We start from the raw sequence: 16,818 nt of genomic DNA on the forward strand, positions 1-16,818 counted from the left end.
TAAAAAAGCCCCGCCGGCAGAGCCGGCGGGGCCAGGGGTCACCTCAACAAGTGACGGCGTCAGTGCGAGGCGCTGGGTGCGGTCGCACCACGCGGGACTCGCACGCTTTCCACCAGGTCCTGGATGTGAGCCGGTGGCCGGCCGGTTACCTTGGACAGGATGATGGCAACCGCGAAGTTGATCATCGCGCCGATGGCGCCGAACGACTCGGGTTGAATGCCGAAGATCCAGTTGTCGGCGTTGTTAGGCAGCCAGTTGGTACCCGGGACGAAGAACCAGCCCTTGTACATGAAGATGTAGAAGAGTGTGGCACCCAGACCCGCCAACATGCCGGCAATTGCTCCGATCCGGTTCACTTCCTTGCTGAAGATGCCCATCATAAGCGCCGGGAACAGGGAGGAGGCGGCCAGCCCGAATGCCAGGGCCACCACCTGTGCCGCAAAGCCTGGTGGATTCAATCCCAGATACCCGGCCACCAGCACCGCCCCGGCCATGGCGATACGGCCGGCCATGAGTTCGCCCTTTTCGCTGATGTCGGGCTTGATCATGCCCTTCAGCAGGTCGTGGGAGATGGCGGAACTGATCGCCAGCAATAGCCCGGCGGCAGTGGACAGGGCTGCGGCCAGACCACCGGCCGCCACCAGAGCAATCACCCAGCCGGGCAGGTTCGCGATCTCCGGATTGGCCAGCACCATGATGTCACGGTCCACCGTGACCATCTCGTTGCCTTCCCAGCCGTACTCGGAACGCGCCTTCTGAGCGAACTCCTCGTTGGTGTCGTCGTAGTACTGGATCAGGCCGTCGCCGTTCTTGTCCTCGAACTCGAGCAGGCCGGTAGCCTCCCAGTTTTTGAACCATTCCGGACGATTCTCATAGGCCAGATTGGCATTCTCTTCACCCACCGGACCGGTCTGGATGGTGTCCATCAGGTTCAGACGGGCCATCGCGCCCACGCCCGGGGCGGTGGTGTAGAGAATGGCGATGAACACCAGCGCCCAGCCGGCGGAGCGGCGGGCGTCGGACACCTTGGGCACCGTGAAGAAGCGGATGATCACGTGCGGCAGTCCGGCCGTGCCGATCATCAGTGACAGCGTCAGCAATGCGGTATTCAACTCCGAGCCTTTCAACGTGGAATAGGCCGCAAACCCGAGATCGGTCACCACCTGATCCAGCTTCTCCAGCATGTACAGGCCGCTGCCATCGTTCATGGTGGCGCCCAGACCCAGCTGCGGCAACGGCACGCCGGTGAGCTGCAGCGAGATGAAGATGGCAGGCACCGTGTAGGCGAAGATCAGCACGCAGTACTGGGCGATCTGGGTATAGGTAATGCCCTTCATGCCGCCGAGCACGGCATAGAAGAACACGATGGCCATGCCGATCACCAGCCCGGTGGCGAATTCCACCTCCAGGAAGCGACCGAAGGCCACGCCGATGCCCTTCATCTGCCCGATGACGTACGTGATGGACGCCACGATCAGGCAGATCACCGCCACCAGCCGCGCTGTCCGCGAGTAATATCGCTCGCCGATGAACTCCGGCACGGTGAACTTGCCGAACTTGCGCAGATAGGGCGCCAGCAGCATCGCCAGCAGCACATAACCGCCGGTCCAGCCCATCAGGTAGGCGGATGCGTCATAGCCCAGGAAGGCGATCAGGCCTGCCATCGAGATAAAGGAGGCCGCCGACATCCAGTCCGCCGCCGTGGCCATGCCGTTTGCCACCGGGTTGATACTGCCGCCGGCCACGTAGAATTCGCCGGTGCTCGAGGCCTTTGCCCAGATGGCAATGCCCACATACAGCGCGAAGGTGGCGCCGACGACGAGATAAATCCAGGTTTGTGTATCCATGTTGGCCCTACTCCTCTTCTACGCCGAATTCGCGGTCGATCTGATTCATCCGGTAGACGTAGTAGAAGATCAGGCCGACGAACACGTAGATGGAGCCCTGCTGGGCAAACCAGAAGCCCAGCGGATAGCCGCCAATGCTGATGGCATTGAGCACGTCGGCCAGGAAAATGCCGGCGACGTACGACACCAGAAACCACACCACCAGCAGTTTGGACAGGAGCCTGATATTGGCCCGCCAATACTGCGCGGCGGCGCTTTGGTCATTAGTTGACATGGTCTGTCCCCCTTGCGCACAGGTTCGGGTTGTTCCGGTGGCGGCACCTCGGAGTGACCGACCGGATCGTTATCGCTTGCCACGCCAGTAGGCGCGACCGGCAGGCCATCTAGCCTCCGGCACCGGTTTTATAACGCATGACGCCGGGCAGACAAATGCGCCTTTGGTCGCATCCGGCGCGGTTGCCGGCTGGCCTTTTGGCCGGGAATTTTTCACACTAGCAGGGTTACCGACGGCGGCAAACCGGTCGGGTTCGGAGCTGACAAGGGAGAATCAATGCAAGTTGCGGTTATCGGCGCGGGCGCCTGGGGCAGGAATATCATTCGGAATCTTGCCGAGCTGGATGCCCTCGGGGCGATCTGCGACCCGCATCCCGAGCGGCTTGCTGCCTACGCCGAGACCCACCCGGGCATCCGCACGGAAACCGACTACCGACAACTGCTGGAGGGCGACTGCCGTGCGGTGGCCATTGCCACCCCGACCAGCGAGCACTTCGAGATCGCGATGGCAGCGATCGACGCCGGCTGCGACATTTATGTGGAAAAGCCGGTGACGCACGACAGCGACAGCACCCGCGCCTTGGTGGAGCACGCTGCCCGGAACGGGCGGGTGCTGATGGCCGGCCATCTGCTCCTCTACCAGCCGGCGATCACCTGGATCAAGGACTACCTCGCCGCAGGCAAGCTCGGCGAGCTCTACGGTGTGCGTCACGAGCGGCTGACGCTCGGCCGGGCCCGGTCGGTGGAGAACGTGCTCTGGGACATCGGTGTGCACGACGTGGCGGTGATGCTCTATCTGATCGGCGGCCTGCCCGAGAGCATCCGTGCCAGCGGCCACCGCATGCTGCAGCTACAGGTGGAGGACGAAGTCCATGTACATCTGGAATTCGCCGGCGGCGTGCGTGGCAACCTGCATGTTTCCTGGCTGTGGCCGGAAACCACCCGGCGCACCATCATCCGCGGCTCGCGCGGCATGCTGGTCTACGACGAAGTGGCCCAGACCGTCACGCTGCACCGCAAGTGGATCGACGAGGACCTGGCCAACCGTGACGAGGGCAGCGAGATCGTTCACCGCGGCGACGGCCAGCCGCTGCGGCTGGAAATGCAGCATTTTCTCGACCGTATCGAGGATCGCGGCGCCCCCCTGTCGGACGGCGCCAGCGCGCTGGCCGTGATCGAGACGCTGGAGCGGGTGCAGGCAACCCTGGCCGAGGACCGTTAGCGACGGATCGGGCCGCCCGCCTCGCGTTCCAGCCGTGGAATCTCGATGGCCGGGCAGCGATCCATGACCACGTCCAGGCCCGCGGCACGGGCGCGGGCCGCGGCGCCCTCGTTCACCACCCCCAGCTGCAGCCACAGTGCGGGCGCGCCAATGGCGATGGCCTGATCGACGATACTATCCACGGCGTCCGCCCGGCGGAATACGTCGACCAGATCGACGCGGGTTTCGATCTCGGCCAGGCAGCCATGCACGGGTTCGCCGTGCAACCGTCGCCCGGCGAGCCCCGGGTTCACCGGAATGACACGGTAGCCGCGGTCCTGCAGAAAGCGCATCACGCGGCCGCTATCCCGCCCGGGACGATCGCTGGCGCCAACCATGGCGATGGTCTCGGTGCGCTGCAGGAGGTCGGCGATGCGGGCGTCTTCCGCGTTGATCGCCACGGTCAGGTCACCGGTCGCGCCATTGCGGCGGCCGTCGGGTCAGGAGCGCATCAATGCCTTCTTCTGCATCGGCCGCCAGCATGTTCTCCACCATCACCCGGCTTGCATAATCATAGGCTCGGGCCACGGGCAGTTCGCGTTGACGGTAGAACGCGGCCTTGCCCATGGCCAGCGTGAGGCTGGACTTGGCGGCAATCTTTTTCGCCATGCCAGCCACTGCGTCATCGAGTTCGTCGTCGGCGACGGCGTGGTTGACCAGCCCGATCTCGGCCGCCCGGGCAGCGGAAACCGGCTCGCCGGTGAGCAGCATTTCCATGGCCTGTTTCGAACCGACGTTGCGGGAAAGTGCCACCATCGGCGTGGAGCAGAACAGACCGATGTGGACACCGGGGGTAGCAAACTGGGCGCCTTCCGCGGCGATTGCCAGATCGCAGCTGGCCACCAGCTGACACCCGGCCGCCGTTGCCATGCCGTGAACGCTGGCGATGACGGGTTTCGAACAGCCCATGATCGTCTGCATCAGGCTGCTGCATTGGGCCATGGTTGCGGCAAAAAATGCCCGGCCGCCGTCGTTCTCCTTTCGGGCGGCCGTCAGCTCCTTGAGATCGTGGCCGCTGCAGAAGGCAGGCCCATTCGCGGCGAGCACCACCACCCGGACGCCCGGTGTATCGTTGATTTCAGACAGCGCGTCGGACAGCCGCCCCATCAGGTCCCGCGACAGCCCGTTTCGCTGGCTCGGCCGGTTCAGGATCAGACGGCGAATGCCCGTGCCGTCGTCGTCGACGAGCAGCGGGGCCTGGTCATCGGTTGGGGCGCGGGCGGCGGTCATCTCGCGAGTCAAAGATGGGCGATACCCCGATGTTGCCGGCTGCCGAGCGTGCCGGCAATCAGTGTCTGCTTTGCTCCGGCCGCGATCAGAGTGCGAAGTCGGCGATCACCGGCACGTGATCGGAGGGGCGCTTGCGGCCCCGTTCGCCCACATGCGCAGTGCATTCGCCGCAGACGCGGGCCAGTGGTTCGCTGGCCAGGATGTGATCGATGCGCAGTCCCGCGTTGCGGGCCCAGCTGCCGTTGCGGTAATCCCACCAGGTGAAGCGGCGGCGACCTTCGCGGTCGTCGAAAAGCCGCCAGGTGTCTGTGAGCCCGAGGTCGAGCAGGGACTGGAGCGCCGCGCGTTCGGGGGGCGAGCAGAGGATACGGCCTTCCCATTTTTCCGGATCACAGGTGTCTTCCGGGCGCGGCGCCACGTTGTAATCGCCCAGAACTATCAGTCGCTCGTGGCGGGCCAGTTCGTCGGCCAGGTAGTCGTGCAGGCGGGCGAACCAGTCCAGCTTATAGGCGTACTTGTCGGTGTCCAGATCGCCGCCGTTGGGGCAGTAAACTCCGATTACGCGAACGCCGTCGATGGTGGCGGCCAGAACCCGTTTCTGCGGGTCCTCGAAGCCGGGTATCCCGGCCACGGGGTCAGCCGGTTCCGTGCGGGCCAGGAGCGCCACGCCGTTATAGGTGGGCTGCCCGCTGAACACGCTCCGGTAGCCGGTCTCAGCCAGAGCGTCCACCGGGAATTTCTCGTCGGTGAGCTTGGTTTCCTGCAGTGCCAGCGCATCGACCGGGTTGGTCTCAAGCCAGGCCAGCACGTGCGGCAGGCGCACGTTCAGGGAATTCACGTTCCAGGTGGCGATTTGCATGTCGATTTCTTGTTGCTTCTACACTGCTGACCGGGTGGTTCAGGCTGCATCCTCGACCAGCCCGTTCTGTCGCAGCAACGGCTCGATTGCCGGTTCGCGGCCGCGGAAGGCCTTGAAGCTGTCCAGCGCCGGGCGGCTGCCGCCGCGTTCGAGAATTTCGGTGAGAAAGCGCCGGCCGGTGTCGCGGTCGAACAGGTCGGTTTCCTCGAAAGCGGCGAACGCATCCGCGGAGAGCACTTCCGCCCATTTGTAGCTGTAATAGCCGGCGGCATAACCACCGGCGAAAATGTGCCCGAAGCCGTGGGCAAAGCGGTTGAACGCCGGCGGCTGCAGGACGGAAACCTCGCGGCGGACCGCATTCAGCGTGCTCTGAACATCCACGCCGTGGTCGGGATCGACGTCGCGATGCAGGCGCAGATCGAATAGCGAAAACTCCACCTGGCGCAGCATCATCCAGCCGGCCATGAAATGGCGTGACGCCTGCATGCGCTGGAACAGCTCGTCGGGCAGCGGCTCGCCGCTGTCTGCATGCCGAGCAAAAAGGTCGAGGGCCGCTCGTTCCCAGCACCAGTTCTCCATGAACTGGCTGGGCAGTTCCACCGCGTCCCATTCCACGCCGTTGATGCCCGAGATTTCCGCGTAGTCGATGCGGGTGAGCAGATGATGCAGGCCGTGGCCGAACTCGTGGAACAGGGTGAGGACTTCATCGTGGGTCAGCCGGGCGTCGGCACCGTCTACCGGCGGGGTGAAGTTGCAGGTGAGAAATGCCACCGGCAGCTGAACTGTGTCACCGACCCGACGACGCACGCGGCATTCATCCATCCAGGCGCCCCCGCGCTTGCCTTCCCGAGCGTAGGGGTCGAGGTAGAAGTACCCGCGGTCGCTGCCGTCCGGCTCGCGAATGACATAGGCGGTCACGTCCGGATGCCAGGTTTCGATGCCGGTGTCGGTCTCGACGCGTACGCCGTAGAGCCGTTCGACCACGCCGAACAGGCCGTCGATGACGCGGCTGGCCGGAAAGTAGGGGCGCAGATCCTCGGCCGAAAGCTGGTAGCGGGCCTGGCGCAGCTGGTCCATGTAGTAGCCGACGTCCCAGGCCTCAAGCTGCTCGAGCCCGTCCCGCTCGCGGGCGAATTCGGTGAGCTCGGCCAGTTCGCGTTCGGCCAGCGGGTGCGTGCGCTTGGCCAGATCCTGCAGGAACGACTCCACCTCGTTCGCATCGCGTGCCATCTTGGTAGCCAGCGAGTAGGCGGCGTAGTTATCGTAGCCCAGCAGGCCGGCCTGTTCATGGCGTAGCGCCAGAATCTCGTCCATCAGCGCGGAGTTGTCGAACTCGCCGGCCTGCGGGCCCTGGTCCGAGGCGCGGGTGGAGAATGCGGTGTAGATGTCGCGCCGCAACTCGCGGTTTTCCGCATAGGTATTCACCACCATGAAGCTGGGGGCATCCAGCGTCAGCAGCCAGCCATCAAGGTCCTTGCTGGCGGCATTCTGGGCCAGCAGATCGCGGGCCGACTGCGGCAGGCCGGCCAGTTCCCCGGCGTCGGTGACGTGCCGCGTCCAGGCCTGGGTGGCGTCCAGCAGATTCTGCTGGAAGCGGTTGGACAGGCTGGACAGGCGCTGGGCAATCTCGGCGAAGCGTTCACGATTGGCCCCTTCCAGGGCCACGCCGGACAGCCGGAAGTTGCGCCGGGCATCGTCCACTACCTTCCGTTGGTTCTCGTTCAAGCGTGCGTACTCATCGCCCTCGGCAATCGCGGTGACCGCGTCGAACAGGCCGCGATGCTGGCCCAGTTCGGTATGGAACGCGGTCAGCTTGGGCAGGCAGGCGTCAAACGCGGCTCGCCACTCGGGCGAGTCCATCACCGAATGCAGGTGGCGCACTGGCGCGAACGCCCGGCTGAGTCGGTCCTCGGCGGCTTCCAGCGGCGCCACCACGCGATCCCAGTCGGCCTGTTCCGCTGCCGCGGCGCTCTGCTCGACTGCTGTCCGGGATTCGGCGATCAGCTGGTCGATCGCGGGCTCGGCGTGTTCCGGCCGGATATTGGCGAACGGCGGCAGGCCGGTGCCATCGAGCATGGTGAGCAGCGGGTTGGTGTCGGTCATGGGTGTGGCATTCCAGTCGCTGAAGAGCAATTCGTTTATCGGGGCGCCAAGGCTAACCAGTTGCACCCCGGTGGGCCAGTGTGGATCGGACCTCAGATGATTCCCCGGGTTTCCAGCAGCCAGGCAAACACGCCGACCGCCACCAGAAAACCCGCCGCACAACCGAGCCCCTGCCAGTGGTATCGGCGGATCAGCCCGTCCTGGCCGACACCGGCCAGCAGGAACGGCTGGCCGTCGGCCGGCCGGGCCATCACGTTGAGGCCGGGCTCGGCAGCCTGTTCCCGGCGCTGGCGGTCGGCCTGCATGGCCGCCACCCGGCGAGCGGCCTGCCATTCGCGGTCATCGATGTGGCCATCGTTGTTCACGTCGAAGCGGGCCAGCAATTGTTCCTGGTCCTGCTTCCAGTCGGTGAGAATGGCGCGAATGTCGTCCTCGCGATTGCTGCCGGCGTGGCGCTGGGTGCGGAAGGCGCCAATGGCGTAGCAGGGTGAGCCCACCTCGATAAGCCGCTCCTCGTACTTGTAGTGGCCGCCGGTCAGCATGCCCAGCCAGCCGCCCGCACCCGACTTGGGGCCGCGGGTGGGACGCGGGGTGTGGCCGTACCAGGTGTAACGGCGTCCCGGCGTGACCTTGGCGCCCACCGGGTCGATCACGCAGCGGCCGGTGGCGTCGTCCAGGGCGAAGAGGTCGTCGCTGGTGCCGGAATCGACCGTGCGCCAGCGCGTGTTGCGACCGCTCTTCACCTTCTTCTGGATGCGGTAGTGCCACCACACGCAGCGGTGGGCGGTCAGGGGGCAGATGATGGCGGGGCCGTCCAGTAGTTCGGCACGGCCCTCCAGCTCCACATAGCCCTGGGCTGCCGAGCGGACGCGCGACGTGGGTGTGCCCCGCATGGCCTGCGCACGGCGCCAGTTGCGGACAGCGGCGATGAACAACCCGATGCCGACCGCGCCGCAGCCCGCGAGGACCAGCCAGAACTCGCCGTCCGGGATCACGTCAGCCGAACAGTTGGCCCACGTCGGGATCGGTGAGCTGGTCGGCCTCGAACTCCAGCAGCGTGCCGGCGCCGAAGCCCAGCATCCGCGCCACCAACACGTCCGGGAACTGCTCGATGCGCACGTTGTTGAGGTTCACGCTTTCGTTGTAGAACTCGCGCCGGTCGGCAATCGTTTCCTCGAGGCCGGTAATGCGCGCCTGCAGCCGGGCGAAGGTTTCATTGGCCTTGAGATCGGGGTAGGCCTCGGCCACCGCGAACAGGTTGCCCAGCCCGAGGCGCATCTGGTTCTCGGCCTTGCCCACGCCCTGCACGTCGCCGTCGCTGCGGGCGCGCTCGGCGTCGGCGCGCGCCTGCATCACGCGTTCCAGCGTTTCCTGCTCGTAGCCCATGTACTGCTTGCAGGTCTCTATCAGCTTGGGCAGTTCGTCATGACGCTGCTTGAGCACCACGTCGATATTGCTCCAGGCCTTGGCCATGGCGTGCTTTAGCCGTACCAGGTTGTTGTAGATGCCCACGGCGTAGACGGCCAGCACGATCAGCGCGCCCGCCACCACTGCCCAGATCACCGTATCGGTCATGGTTCGGTCCCCTGCGGATGGTCACGCGGAGTGTATCGCGCTGTGGGTACAATGCGGGTCGACCCCACACCTGGAGCAGACGTGACCCGGCATTTCGATCTGGCCGTGCTTGGCGGCGGCAGCGGTGGTATTGCCACGGCCCGGCGTGCCGCCCAGCATGGTGCACAAGTCGCCCTGATCGAGGCGGGCGAACTGGGCGGCACCTGCGTCAACGTCGGCTGCGTGCCCAAGAAGGTGATGTGGCACGCCGCCGACATGGCCCATGCCTTCGAGGACGCGGCCGGTTACGGTTTCGATCTGACGCCGCCGACCCTGGACTGGGGCCGGCTGGTGGAGCGCCGCGAGGCCTACATCCGGCGGCTCAACGGCATCTACGCCAGCAATCTCGACAAGGACGGGGTGACGGTATTCGCCGCCCGCGGCGAACTGCTGGCGCCGGGCCGGTTGCAGACCGGGGAGGACGAAATCACCGCCGATCACGTGGTGATTGCCACCGGCGGCCTGCCGCGCTGGCCGCAACTGCCGGGCTGTGCCCTGGGAACCGATTCCGATGGCTTTTTCGCCCTGACGGACCGTCCCGACCGGGTGGCGGTGGTCGGTGCCGGCTATATCGCGGTGGAACTGGCCGGCATGCTGGCCGCGCTGGGCAGCCGCGTATCGCTACTGATCCGCCGCGACCGTGTCCTGCGCGGGTTCGAGCCGATGCTGGGCGATACCCTGCTGGAGCGCATGCAGGCCGACGGTGTCGACGTGGTCACGAACACCGATGTGGAAGCACTCACGGAGGAAGGCGAGTCGGTGCGAGCCCGCTTCAAGCAGGGCGGCGAGGGCGTTTACGACACCTTGATATGGGCCATCGGCCGGGTGCCTAACACCCACGGCATCGGGCTCGATCGCGTGGGCATCGAGCCGCATAGCGACGGCACTGTGCCCGTGGATGATTATCAGAATACCCGGGCCGCCGGTATTTACGCCCTGGGCGATGTCACCGGGCGGGCCGAGCTGACCCCGGTGGCCATCGCCGCCGGCCGCCGGCTGTCGGATCGGCTGTTCGGCGGCCAGCCGGATCGACATCTGGATTACGCCAATATTCCCACCGTTACCTTCTCGCATCCGCCCATCGGCACCGTGGGGCTGACCGAAGCCGAGGCCCGGGAACGCTTCGACGCCGTGCGGATCTACGACAGCCAGTTCGTCAACCTCTGCTACGGCGTGCTGGACCGCAAGCCGGTTAGCCGCATGCGGCTGGTCTGCGCCGGGGCCGAGGAGCAGGTGGTCGGGGTGCACGTGATCGGCGAGGGCGCCGACGAGATGTTGCAGGGGTTTGCCGTGGCGGTGCGCATGGGCGCCACCAAGGCGGATTTCGACAATACCGTGGCAATTCATCCCACCGCCGCCGAAGAAATGGTCACGATGACCTGAACCCAGCGGATGACGACATGCCCGGAATTCAAACGAGGCGGTCATGCCGTCTGGTCGCGGTGAGCCTGCTCGCCGCTCTCACTGCCGCCTGCAGCGGTCAGCAATTGGTCAACACCCTGGCGCCCGCCGGCGGTTATACGCGGCATGCGGATCAGGCCTACGGCGATCATCCGCGCCAGCGACTCGATGTCTACGAACCGGACAGCGAAACGCGGGACAAGCCGGTGGTGGTGTTCTTCTACGGCGGGCGCTGGAGCAGCGGTGAACGGGCCGGGTTCAAGTTCGTGGCCCAGGCGCTGACGTCGCGTGGTTACGTCGCCATGGTGCCGGATTACCGGCTGTATCCCGAAGTGCGTTTTCCCCACTTCGTCGAGGACGGAGCCCTGGCCACCGCCTGGGCGCGCGATCATGCGTCTGATTACGGGGGCGACCCGGCGCGCCTGTTCCTGATGGGGCATTCCGCCGGTGCGCACATCGCCGCGATGCTGGCCACCGACGAACGCTATCTGCGGGCAGCGGGAGGTTCACCGGATTGGCTCGCCGGCATGATCGGGATGGCTGGTCCCTACGAGTTCCTGCCGATCACCGCGGCGGATCTCAAGGACACCTTCGGCCCCGAGGACACCTGGCCGGCCAGCCAGCCGGTGAATTTCGTCGACGGCAATGAACCCCCCATGCTGCTCATGCACGGGGCAGACGATGTCACCGTCCATGCCGAGGACAGCGAGATTCTCGCCGACAGGGTCAACGCCGCGGGCGGGCAGGCGGTGCTGGAACTTTATCCCGGTATTGGGCATATCCGGCTGATCGGCAACCTGGCGCTGCCGCTGCGCTGGTTCGCGCCGCAGCTCGACCGCATTGCGGCATTCGTGGATGAAACGACCGCCACCGTCGGCTCGGCGCCGGAAACGCGATAGAATGCTGGCGGGGACTGCAGACACCACCACGCCAACTGCCGGAAATGGAGATCACATCATGAACAAGACGGGACGCAAGCCGTTTTTTGCCTGGCTGGCCGTGTTTGCCCATCTGGTGTCGCTGGCCTTCGTGCCCATGGCCCAGGCGGAAATGGTGGGCACGGGCGCCATGCTGGATGAAGCGGACCGCGCCGAGCGCGTTGCCGAGGTCCGCGACATGCTGGGTCAGGAACGTGTGGCCGAGCAGATGGTCGAGCTGGGCGTCGATCCTGCGGCCGCCCAGGCCCGCGTGGCCAGCCTGACCGACGCCGAGCTGGCGCAGATGCAGGACAACCTCGAGTCGCTGCCGGCTGGCGGCAGTGCCCTGGCGGTACTGGGTGTCGTGTTCCTGGTGCTGCTGGTACTTGAACTGGTTGGCGTGACCAACGTATTCAGCCGTATCTGACCGCGTTGCCTGAGGCGTTGCCCGCGCGCCCGGCCGGAAAAAGGCCGGGCCGCGGGCGGTTCCTGTTGCTGCTTGTCGCGCTTGCCCTGGTGGGCTGCGCGGCGCGCGGCCCGGTGCTGGTCGACCGGACCGGCCCGGACGCCACGCCAGTCCTGCTGACCGACACCCCCTTCTTCGCCCAAGAGCGCTATCAGTGCGGCCCCGCCGCGCTGGCGATGATGCTGCAGGCCAGCGGGGTCGAAACACGGCCGGCTGAGCTGGTCGACGAGGTCTGGATACCCGAACTCGAAGGCAGTCTGCAGGCGGAGATGGCGGCCACCGCCAGACGCCAGGGCCGCATGCCGCATGTTATCCAGCCGGATCTCGATAGCCTCCTGGCCGAGTTGCGCGACGGCCGCCCGGTGCTGGTGCTCGAGAACCTGGGCTGGAATATCTACCCGATCTGGCACTACGCGGTGGTCATCGGCTTCCACCCGGCGGACGATGTCATGGTGCTACACACCGGTATCGACCGGGCCAAACGGGTGACCACGGCGGACTTCATGGATGATTGGGGCAAGGCCGAACACTGGGCCATGGTGCTGCTGGAGCCCGGCGAGTTGCCCGCCGGCGACGAACCCGGCCGTTTCCTGCGGTCGGCGGTGGCACTGGAACAGTCCGATCACGGCGACATGGCTCGTCGCGCCTACGAAGCTGCCACCCGCCGCTGGCCTGATCAGCCCGCAGCCTGGCTGGGTCTGGGCAATGTGTCCTATCAGCTCGGGGATCTGCCCCGGGCAGTACAGGCCTACCGGGCAATGCTCGCCCGTTTCCCCGAATCGGCGCCGGCGCACAACAATCTGGCGGAAGTCCTGGCGGGACAGGGCTGTCGGGACCAGGCGCTTGATCACGCCGAACAGGCGGTGAAGGCAAGCGACGGCGACATGCAGGCGGTGGCCCGCAAAACCCGGGCGGCTATCCGCGACATGGCTGTTGACGGTAACGAGGCCTGCCCTTCGCCCTGACGCCGGAGAAGGTTCCGGCACCCGGGTGCGCCGGGTCTCAGGGCAGCCCCATGCTAGAATCCGCGGCCGTTTCGCTGTCGTGATCACGGGGTCCCAATCCATGTCCAGCACACTCGTCCTGCTGCGCCACGGCCAGAGCCAGTGGAATCTCGAGAATCGATTCACCGGCTGGGTGGACGTGCCGCTGACCGGCCAGGGCGAAGCCGAAGCCCGCGAAGCCGGCCGCCTGCTGGCGGCAGAGGGCCTGCGTTTCGATGCCGCGCATACATCCATGCTCAGCCGTGCCATCCACACCCTGTGGCTGGCGCTGGGGGAAATGGATCAGCCATGGGTGCCGGTGACCCGCCACTGGCGACTGAACGAGCGGCACTACGGCGCGCTGACCGGGCTGGACAAGGCAGAAACGGCGGAAAGGCACGGCGAGGACCAGGTCCATGTGTGGCGGCGAAGCTATGACATTCCGCCGCCGCCGATCGAGCCGGAACGCGACGACGACCCCTGCCGCGATCCGCGTTACGATTTCCTCGACGACCGTGTGCTGCCTGCCACCGAATCGCTGAAACTCACGCTCGAGCGGGTTCTGCCCTACTGGCACGACGCGCTGGCGCCGGCCCTCAAGCAGGGCCGTACGCTGCTGGTGGCGGCGCACGGCAACAGCCTTAGGGCGCTGGTGAAGTACCTAGATGACGTGCCCGACGACGAGATCACCCAGCTGAACATCCCCACGGGCGTGCCCCTGCGTTATCGCCTGGATGACCGTCTGCGGGTGGTCGAGTCGGGCTATCTGGGTGATGCCGACAAGGCGGCCGCGGCCGCGGCTGCGGTGGCGAACCAGGCCGGCGGAGGGACAGCGTGACCCACCCGCACGGTCTGCGTTGCCGGCGGGTTTGGCCGTGATCCGCAGCATGACTGGCTTCGCGCGGGTCGAGCGATCCGGCGACTGGGGTCAGCTGGCCTGGGAACTGCGGTCGGTCAACCATCGCTATCTGGACGTCACGCTGCGTCTGCCCGAGGAAGTCCGCGCGCTGGAATCCGCGTTCCGGCAGAAGATTAGCGACCGGCTCGGCCGCGGCAAGGTGGAATGTCAGCTGCGCCTGCGCCTGGAAATCGCCGGCGGCGGTCTGGAGATCGACGCCGAGCGGCTGGCGGCCTTGGCGGACGGCGCCCGGCGGGCGGCGTCGGCACTCGACAATGCCGGGCCGGTCGATCCGTTGCGGGCACTGGCCTGGCCGGGCGTGCTGCGGGAGATGGCACCGGATACCGACACGCTGCAGGCCGCGGCCGGCGAGGCGCTGGACGCCGCGGTTGCGGCTATGCAGGAAAGCCGCGCCGACGAGGGCGCCCGCCTGGACGCTATGCTGCGCGAGCGCGCCGCCGGCGTCAGTGATCTGGTGGCCACCGTGCGGCAACGGTTGCCGGAAGTTCGCGATGCCTGGCTGGGACGGCTGCGGGCGCGGCTCGACGAACTGGCCGACGAGGCGGATCCCGGTCGCATGGAGCAGGAACTGGCGATCGTGGCGCAGCGCATGGACGTGGACGAGGAAATGTCGCGCCTGCTCAGCCACGTCGAGGCCTTCGAGGAGGCCCTGGCCCGCGACGAGCCGGTCGGCCGGCGACTGGATTTCCTGATGCAGGAGTTCAATCGCGAGGCCAATACCCTGTCATCGAAGTCGCAGGACGCGGAAATCACCCGCTGCGCGGTGGAGATGAAGGTGCTCATCGAACAGATGCGCGAACAGGTCCAGAACATCGAATGAGTTCTGGTGGCTTCTGGCAGGCTCTAATAGCCTTTAGATAAAAATGGATAAGGGCAGTTTTCTCTCTGAGAGGCTCCACCTAGGTCCAGCGCAATCCATGTGGTAGCGTGTAGCCAATTTGTAGCCCAGCTCTGCGAGTTAGACGAGCAGGCGGGCTCCCGATTTATTGGCTACACGGGGGGCATGGTGAAAAAAGCGATAACTGACCTTCAGTTGCGTGCTTGGCTCAAGCGTGGTGAGCCGATGCCGGCCAAGGCGCTGGGGGATGGTCTGTACTTCCGCATTAGAGACAGCGGAACCAGTCAGTTCTACTACCGTTATCGGTTTGGCTCGAAGAACGGAAAATGGTATTTCCTGGGCCGATACCCCGATATGAGCTTGGCGGAGGCGCGTGACGAGGCTCGCGAGTGCCGGGTGCTTGTTCGGCGTGGTATCGATCCGGCAGTGGAGAAGCAGCGGGCAAAAGCGGAGGCATTACAGGGCGCGCGGTTTGCCACCGTGGCTGATGAGTGGTTCGCGAAGGAGATTCGGCCCCGCTACAAGCACCCCGACGTTGTTGAGCGCGTTCTCCGTAAGTGGGTCAAGCCGCATTTGGGTGACTCGCCCATCGGTGATGTGACGCCGATGCAAGTCGACAGGCTGTTGGGTGAGATAGCCCGTGGCGGCGCACCAACTGTTTCCAATGACGCGCTACGTTACATCCAGCGCATATTTCGTTACGCGAGGAAACGCCACATTGTTGGGCTGAATCCCGTGGCGGACTTCGATCAGTCGGATGCTGGCGGACAGGAATCCAGCCGCGAGCGGTTTCTGAGTGGACACGAACTGCGCAAGCTATTTGCCGCAATGTCCGAGTCGCGCAGTTTTGGGCGAGATAACGAACTGGCCGTGAAGCTTCTCTTGCTGTTGTGCGTGCGCAAGATGGAGTTGCTCAGCGCGCGATGGGAAGACATGGATTTGGTCGCAGGTCTATGGCGTCTGTCTGTTAACAAGAGCGCCAGACCGACTGAGATTCCATTACCCGCACTGGCTATCTCGTGGTTGCACGAACTTCAGGTGCGGGCGTGTAAGAGCGCTTTCGTATTCCCCGCGCGGCGGGTTTCCATGCGCAAACGGTTCCCCCATGTTGGGCCGGACACCTTAAACCGCGCTCTTGAGGAGCTTGGCCACGGCTTAGCGCCATTCACTGTGCATGACTTGAGACGTACCGCGCGGTCGCACTTGTCACGGATTGGCGTAACGGCCGATATTGCAGAGCGATGTTTGAACCATAAGATCAGGGGAGTTCAAGGCACGTACGACCGGCACGATTATTTTTTCGAGAGGCAGAATGCATTGGCGGCGTGGGCGTCTGAGTTAGAGGCGATGGGCGCTTCTGGTTAATAGCCGGGACGTTCGCTATCTAATGCCAATGCTGTTGCTGATATTCGATCATCTCATCGCCGTGCAACTGCTTCGTCTGGTTGCCTAGGCGAACCCAAAAATCGTTGGGTTGTTGATCGCCGAGGCCCTTCGCGAAAACTGGCCGTCCGCTCGGCGCAATTGTCAGCACTGCGACCTCTTTATCGTCGATGGTGTCAAAAGCGACACGGACAAGTTTGGCCGTTTGGATAGAAAGGTTGTTTTCGATGTGCTGGCGAAGCCATAGCTCAAACCCATCACGGTCCGGCTTCTTCAACGTGGAGTAGTCGGGTGAAAGTCCAAGGGCGTTGCCGTCATCGTCAACGCCGACAATCAGTTTTCCGCCCTCGGCGTTTAGAAAGCCGCAAACGGTCTTGAGTGCGACATGCTCCATCTTCTTGTCGGCCTGGTTAGCTCGCATGTTCCAGCGAGCCGTGGATTTGAACTCCAGCGTTTGTGACTCGTCCTGCTGGGCGAGTTCGGCGGCGGTTGCCTCTTTTTGGACTGCGTTCGGATTTTCGAATAGAGAGAGGAACCCCTCCTTGACGACTGCCGCGATCAAATCGCGCCGGCGTTCCGCGAACGTCTCATAGTCAAGCTGTTCCCAGCCTTTTGGCAACGCGTGCCAATGCATATGCTGGTTGATTCGATGGGGCGACATAGTGGCTGTCGCTTCTTGCCAGTAGTCCGCAGGGTCCTTGGCCCCGATGGGTGCATGCTCGGG

The 16,818-nt window shown here is 65.0% G+C and carries 17 protein-coding genes; 8 read left to right on the forward strand and 9 right to left on the reverse strand.

Going from position 1 to position 16,818, the window contains the following annotated elements; genetic code table 11:
• Window positions 1-59: 59 nt before the first annotated feature.
• Complete coding sequence (locus tag RM532_RS15250) at window positions 60-1,847, reverse strand: sodium:solute symporter family protein (protein WP_311654202.1); 1,788 nt, start codon at window positions 1,845-1,847, stop codon at window positions 60-62.
• 7 nt (window positions 1,848-1,854) lie between these two features.
• Window positions 1,855-2,121: a DUF4212 domain-containing protein gene (locus tag RM532_RS15255; protein WP_311654203.1), complete on the reverse strand. Its 267-nt coding sequence runs from the start codon at window positions 2,119-2,121 to the stop codon at window positions 1,855-1,857.
• Window positions 2,122-2,397: 276 nt separating this feature from the next.
• On the opposite strand from RM532_RS15255, the gene RM532_RS15260 reads away from it, so the two are divergent.
• Entirely contained in the window at window positions 2,398-3,342 is a 945-nt protein-coding gene (locus RM532_RS15260) for a Gfo/Idh/MocA family protein (RefSeq protein WP_311654204.1), read from the forward strand.
• Here the strand turns inward: RM532_RS15260 and RM532_RS15265 are convergent.
• From RM532_RS15265 to RM532_RS15290, 6 genes are all read right to left on the reverse strand, one after another.
• Entirely contained in the window at window positions 3,339-3,719 is a 381-nt protein-coding gene (locus RM532_RS15265) for a CoA-binding protein (protein WP_311654218.1), read from the reverse strand. The genes RM532_RS15260 and RM532_RS15265 overlap by 4 nt on opposite strands.
• A 70-nt stretch (window positions 3,720-3,789) precedes the next feature.
• Window positions 3,790-4,611 carry an enoyl-CoA hydratase gene (locus RM532_RS15270; RefSeq protein ID WP_311654205.1) on the reverse strand — a complete coding sequence of 274 codons (822 nt, stop codon included), beginning with the start codon at window positions 4,609-4,611 and terminating at the stop codon, window positions 3,790-3,792.
• A gap of 85 nt (window positions 4,612-4,696) precedes the next feature.
• Complete coding sequence (xth, locus tag RM532_RS15275) at window positions 4,697-5,470, reverse strand: exodeoxyribonuclease III (RefSeq protein ID WP_311654206.1); 774 nt, start codon at window positions 5,468-5,470, stop codon at window positions 4,697-4,699.
• Between the two features lie 39 nt (window positions 5,471-5,509).
• Complete coding sequence (locus RM532_RS15280) at window positions 5,510-7,573, reverse strand: M3 family metallopeptidase (RefSeq protein ID WP_311654207.1); 2,064 nt, start codon at window positions 7,571-7,573, stop codon at window positions 5,510-5,512.
• Between the two features lie 92 nt (window positions 7,574-7,665).
• Entirely contained in the window at window positions 7,666-8,568 is a 903-nt protein-coding gene (locus RM532_RS15285; protein WP_311654208.1) for a GIDE domain-containing protein, read from the reverse strand.
• 1 nt (window position 8,569) lies between these two features.
• On the reverse strand, window positions 8,570-9,148 hold the full coding sequence (locus RM532_RS15290) for a LemA family protein (protein WP_311654209.1): 579 nt from the start codon (window positions 9,146-9,148) through the stop codon (window positions 8,570-8,572).
• Between the two features lie 81 nt (window positions 9,149-9,229).
• On the opposite strand from RM532_RS15290, the gene gorA reads away from it, so the two are divergent.
• From gorA to RM532_RS15325, 7 genes are all read left to right on the forward strand, one after another.
• Window positions 9,230-10,570 carry a glutathione-disulfide reductase gene (gene gorA, locus RM532_RS15295; protein ID WP_311654210.1) on the forward strand — a complete coding sequence of 447 codons (1,341 nt, stop codon included), beginning with the start codon at window positions 9,230-9,232 and terminating at the stop codon, window positions 10,568-10,570.
• Window positions 10,571-10,587: 17 nt separating this feature from the next.
• Window positions 10,588-11,487 carry an alpha/beta hydrolase gene (locus tag RM532_RS15300; RefSeq protein WP_311654211.1) on the forward strand — a complete coding sequence of 300 codons (900 nt, stop codon included), beginning with the start codon at window positions 10,588-10,590 and terminating at the stop codon, window positions 11,485-11,487.
• A gap of 58 nt (window positions 11,488-11,545) precedes the next feature.
• The gene (locus RM532_RS15305) at window positions 11,546-11,932 is read left to right on the forward strand and encodes a PA2779 family protein (RefSeq protein WP_311654212.1); all 387 of its coding nucleotides are present in this window, start codon (window positions 11,546-11,548) and stop codon (window positions 11,930-11,932) included.
• Window positions 11,933-11,997: 65 nt separating this feature from the next.
• A complete protein-coding gene (locus tag RM532_RS15310; RefSeq protein ID WP_311654213.1) occupies window positions 11,998-12,936 on the forward strand; it encodes a PA2778 family cysteine peptidase in 939 nt (312 codons plus the stop codon).
• Window positions 12,937-13,036: 100 nt separating this feature from the next.
• Window positions 13,037-13,792, forward strand: coding sequence for a 2,3-diphosphoglycerate-dependent phosphoglycerate mutase (gene gpmA / locus RM532_RS15315; protein WP_311654214.1), 756 nt, complete (start codon window positions 13,037-13,039; stop codon window positions 13,790-13,792).
• A gap of 49 nt (window positions 13,793-13,841) precedes the next feature.
• Window positions 13,842-14,693 carry a YicC/YloC family endoribonuclease gene (locus tag RM532_RS15320; RefSeq protein WP_311654215.1) on the forward strand — a complete coding sequence of 284 codons (852 nt, stop codon included), beginning with the start codon at window positions 13,842-13,844 and terminating at the stop codon, window positions 14,691-14,693.
• 183 nt (window positions 14,694-14,876) lie between these two features.
• Window positions 14,877-16,076: a tyrosine-type recombinase/integrase gene (locus RM532_RS15325; protein ID WP_311654216.1), complete on the forward strand. Its 1,200-nt coding sequence runs from the start codon at window positions 14,877-14,879 to the stop codon at window positions 16,074-16,076.
• Between the two features lie 19 nt (window positions 16,077-16,095).
• Here the strand turns inward: RM532_RS15325 and RM532_RS15330 are convergent.
• On the reverse strand, window positions 16,096-16,818 hold a 723-nt coding region (locus RM532_RS15330), incomplete at its 5' end, for an AlbA family DNA-binding domain-containing protein (protein ID WP_311654217.1).

The sequence above is a fragment of the Spectribacter hydrogenoxidans genome (assembly GCF_031846275.1).
In the GTDB taxonomy this organism is placed as follows: domain Bacteria; phylum Pseudomonadota; class Gammaproteobacteria; order Nevskiales; family Salinisphaeraceae; genus Spectribacter; species Spectribacter hydrogenoxidans.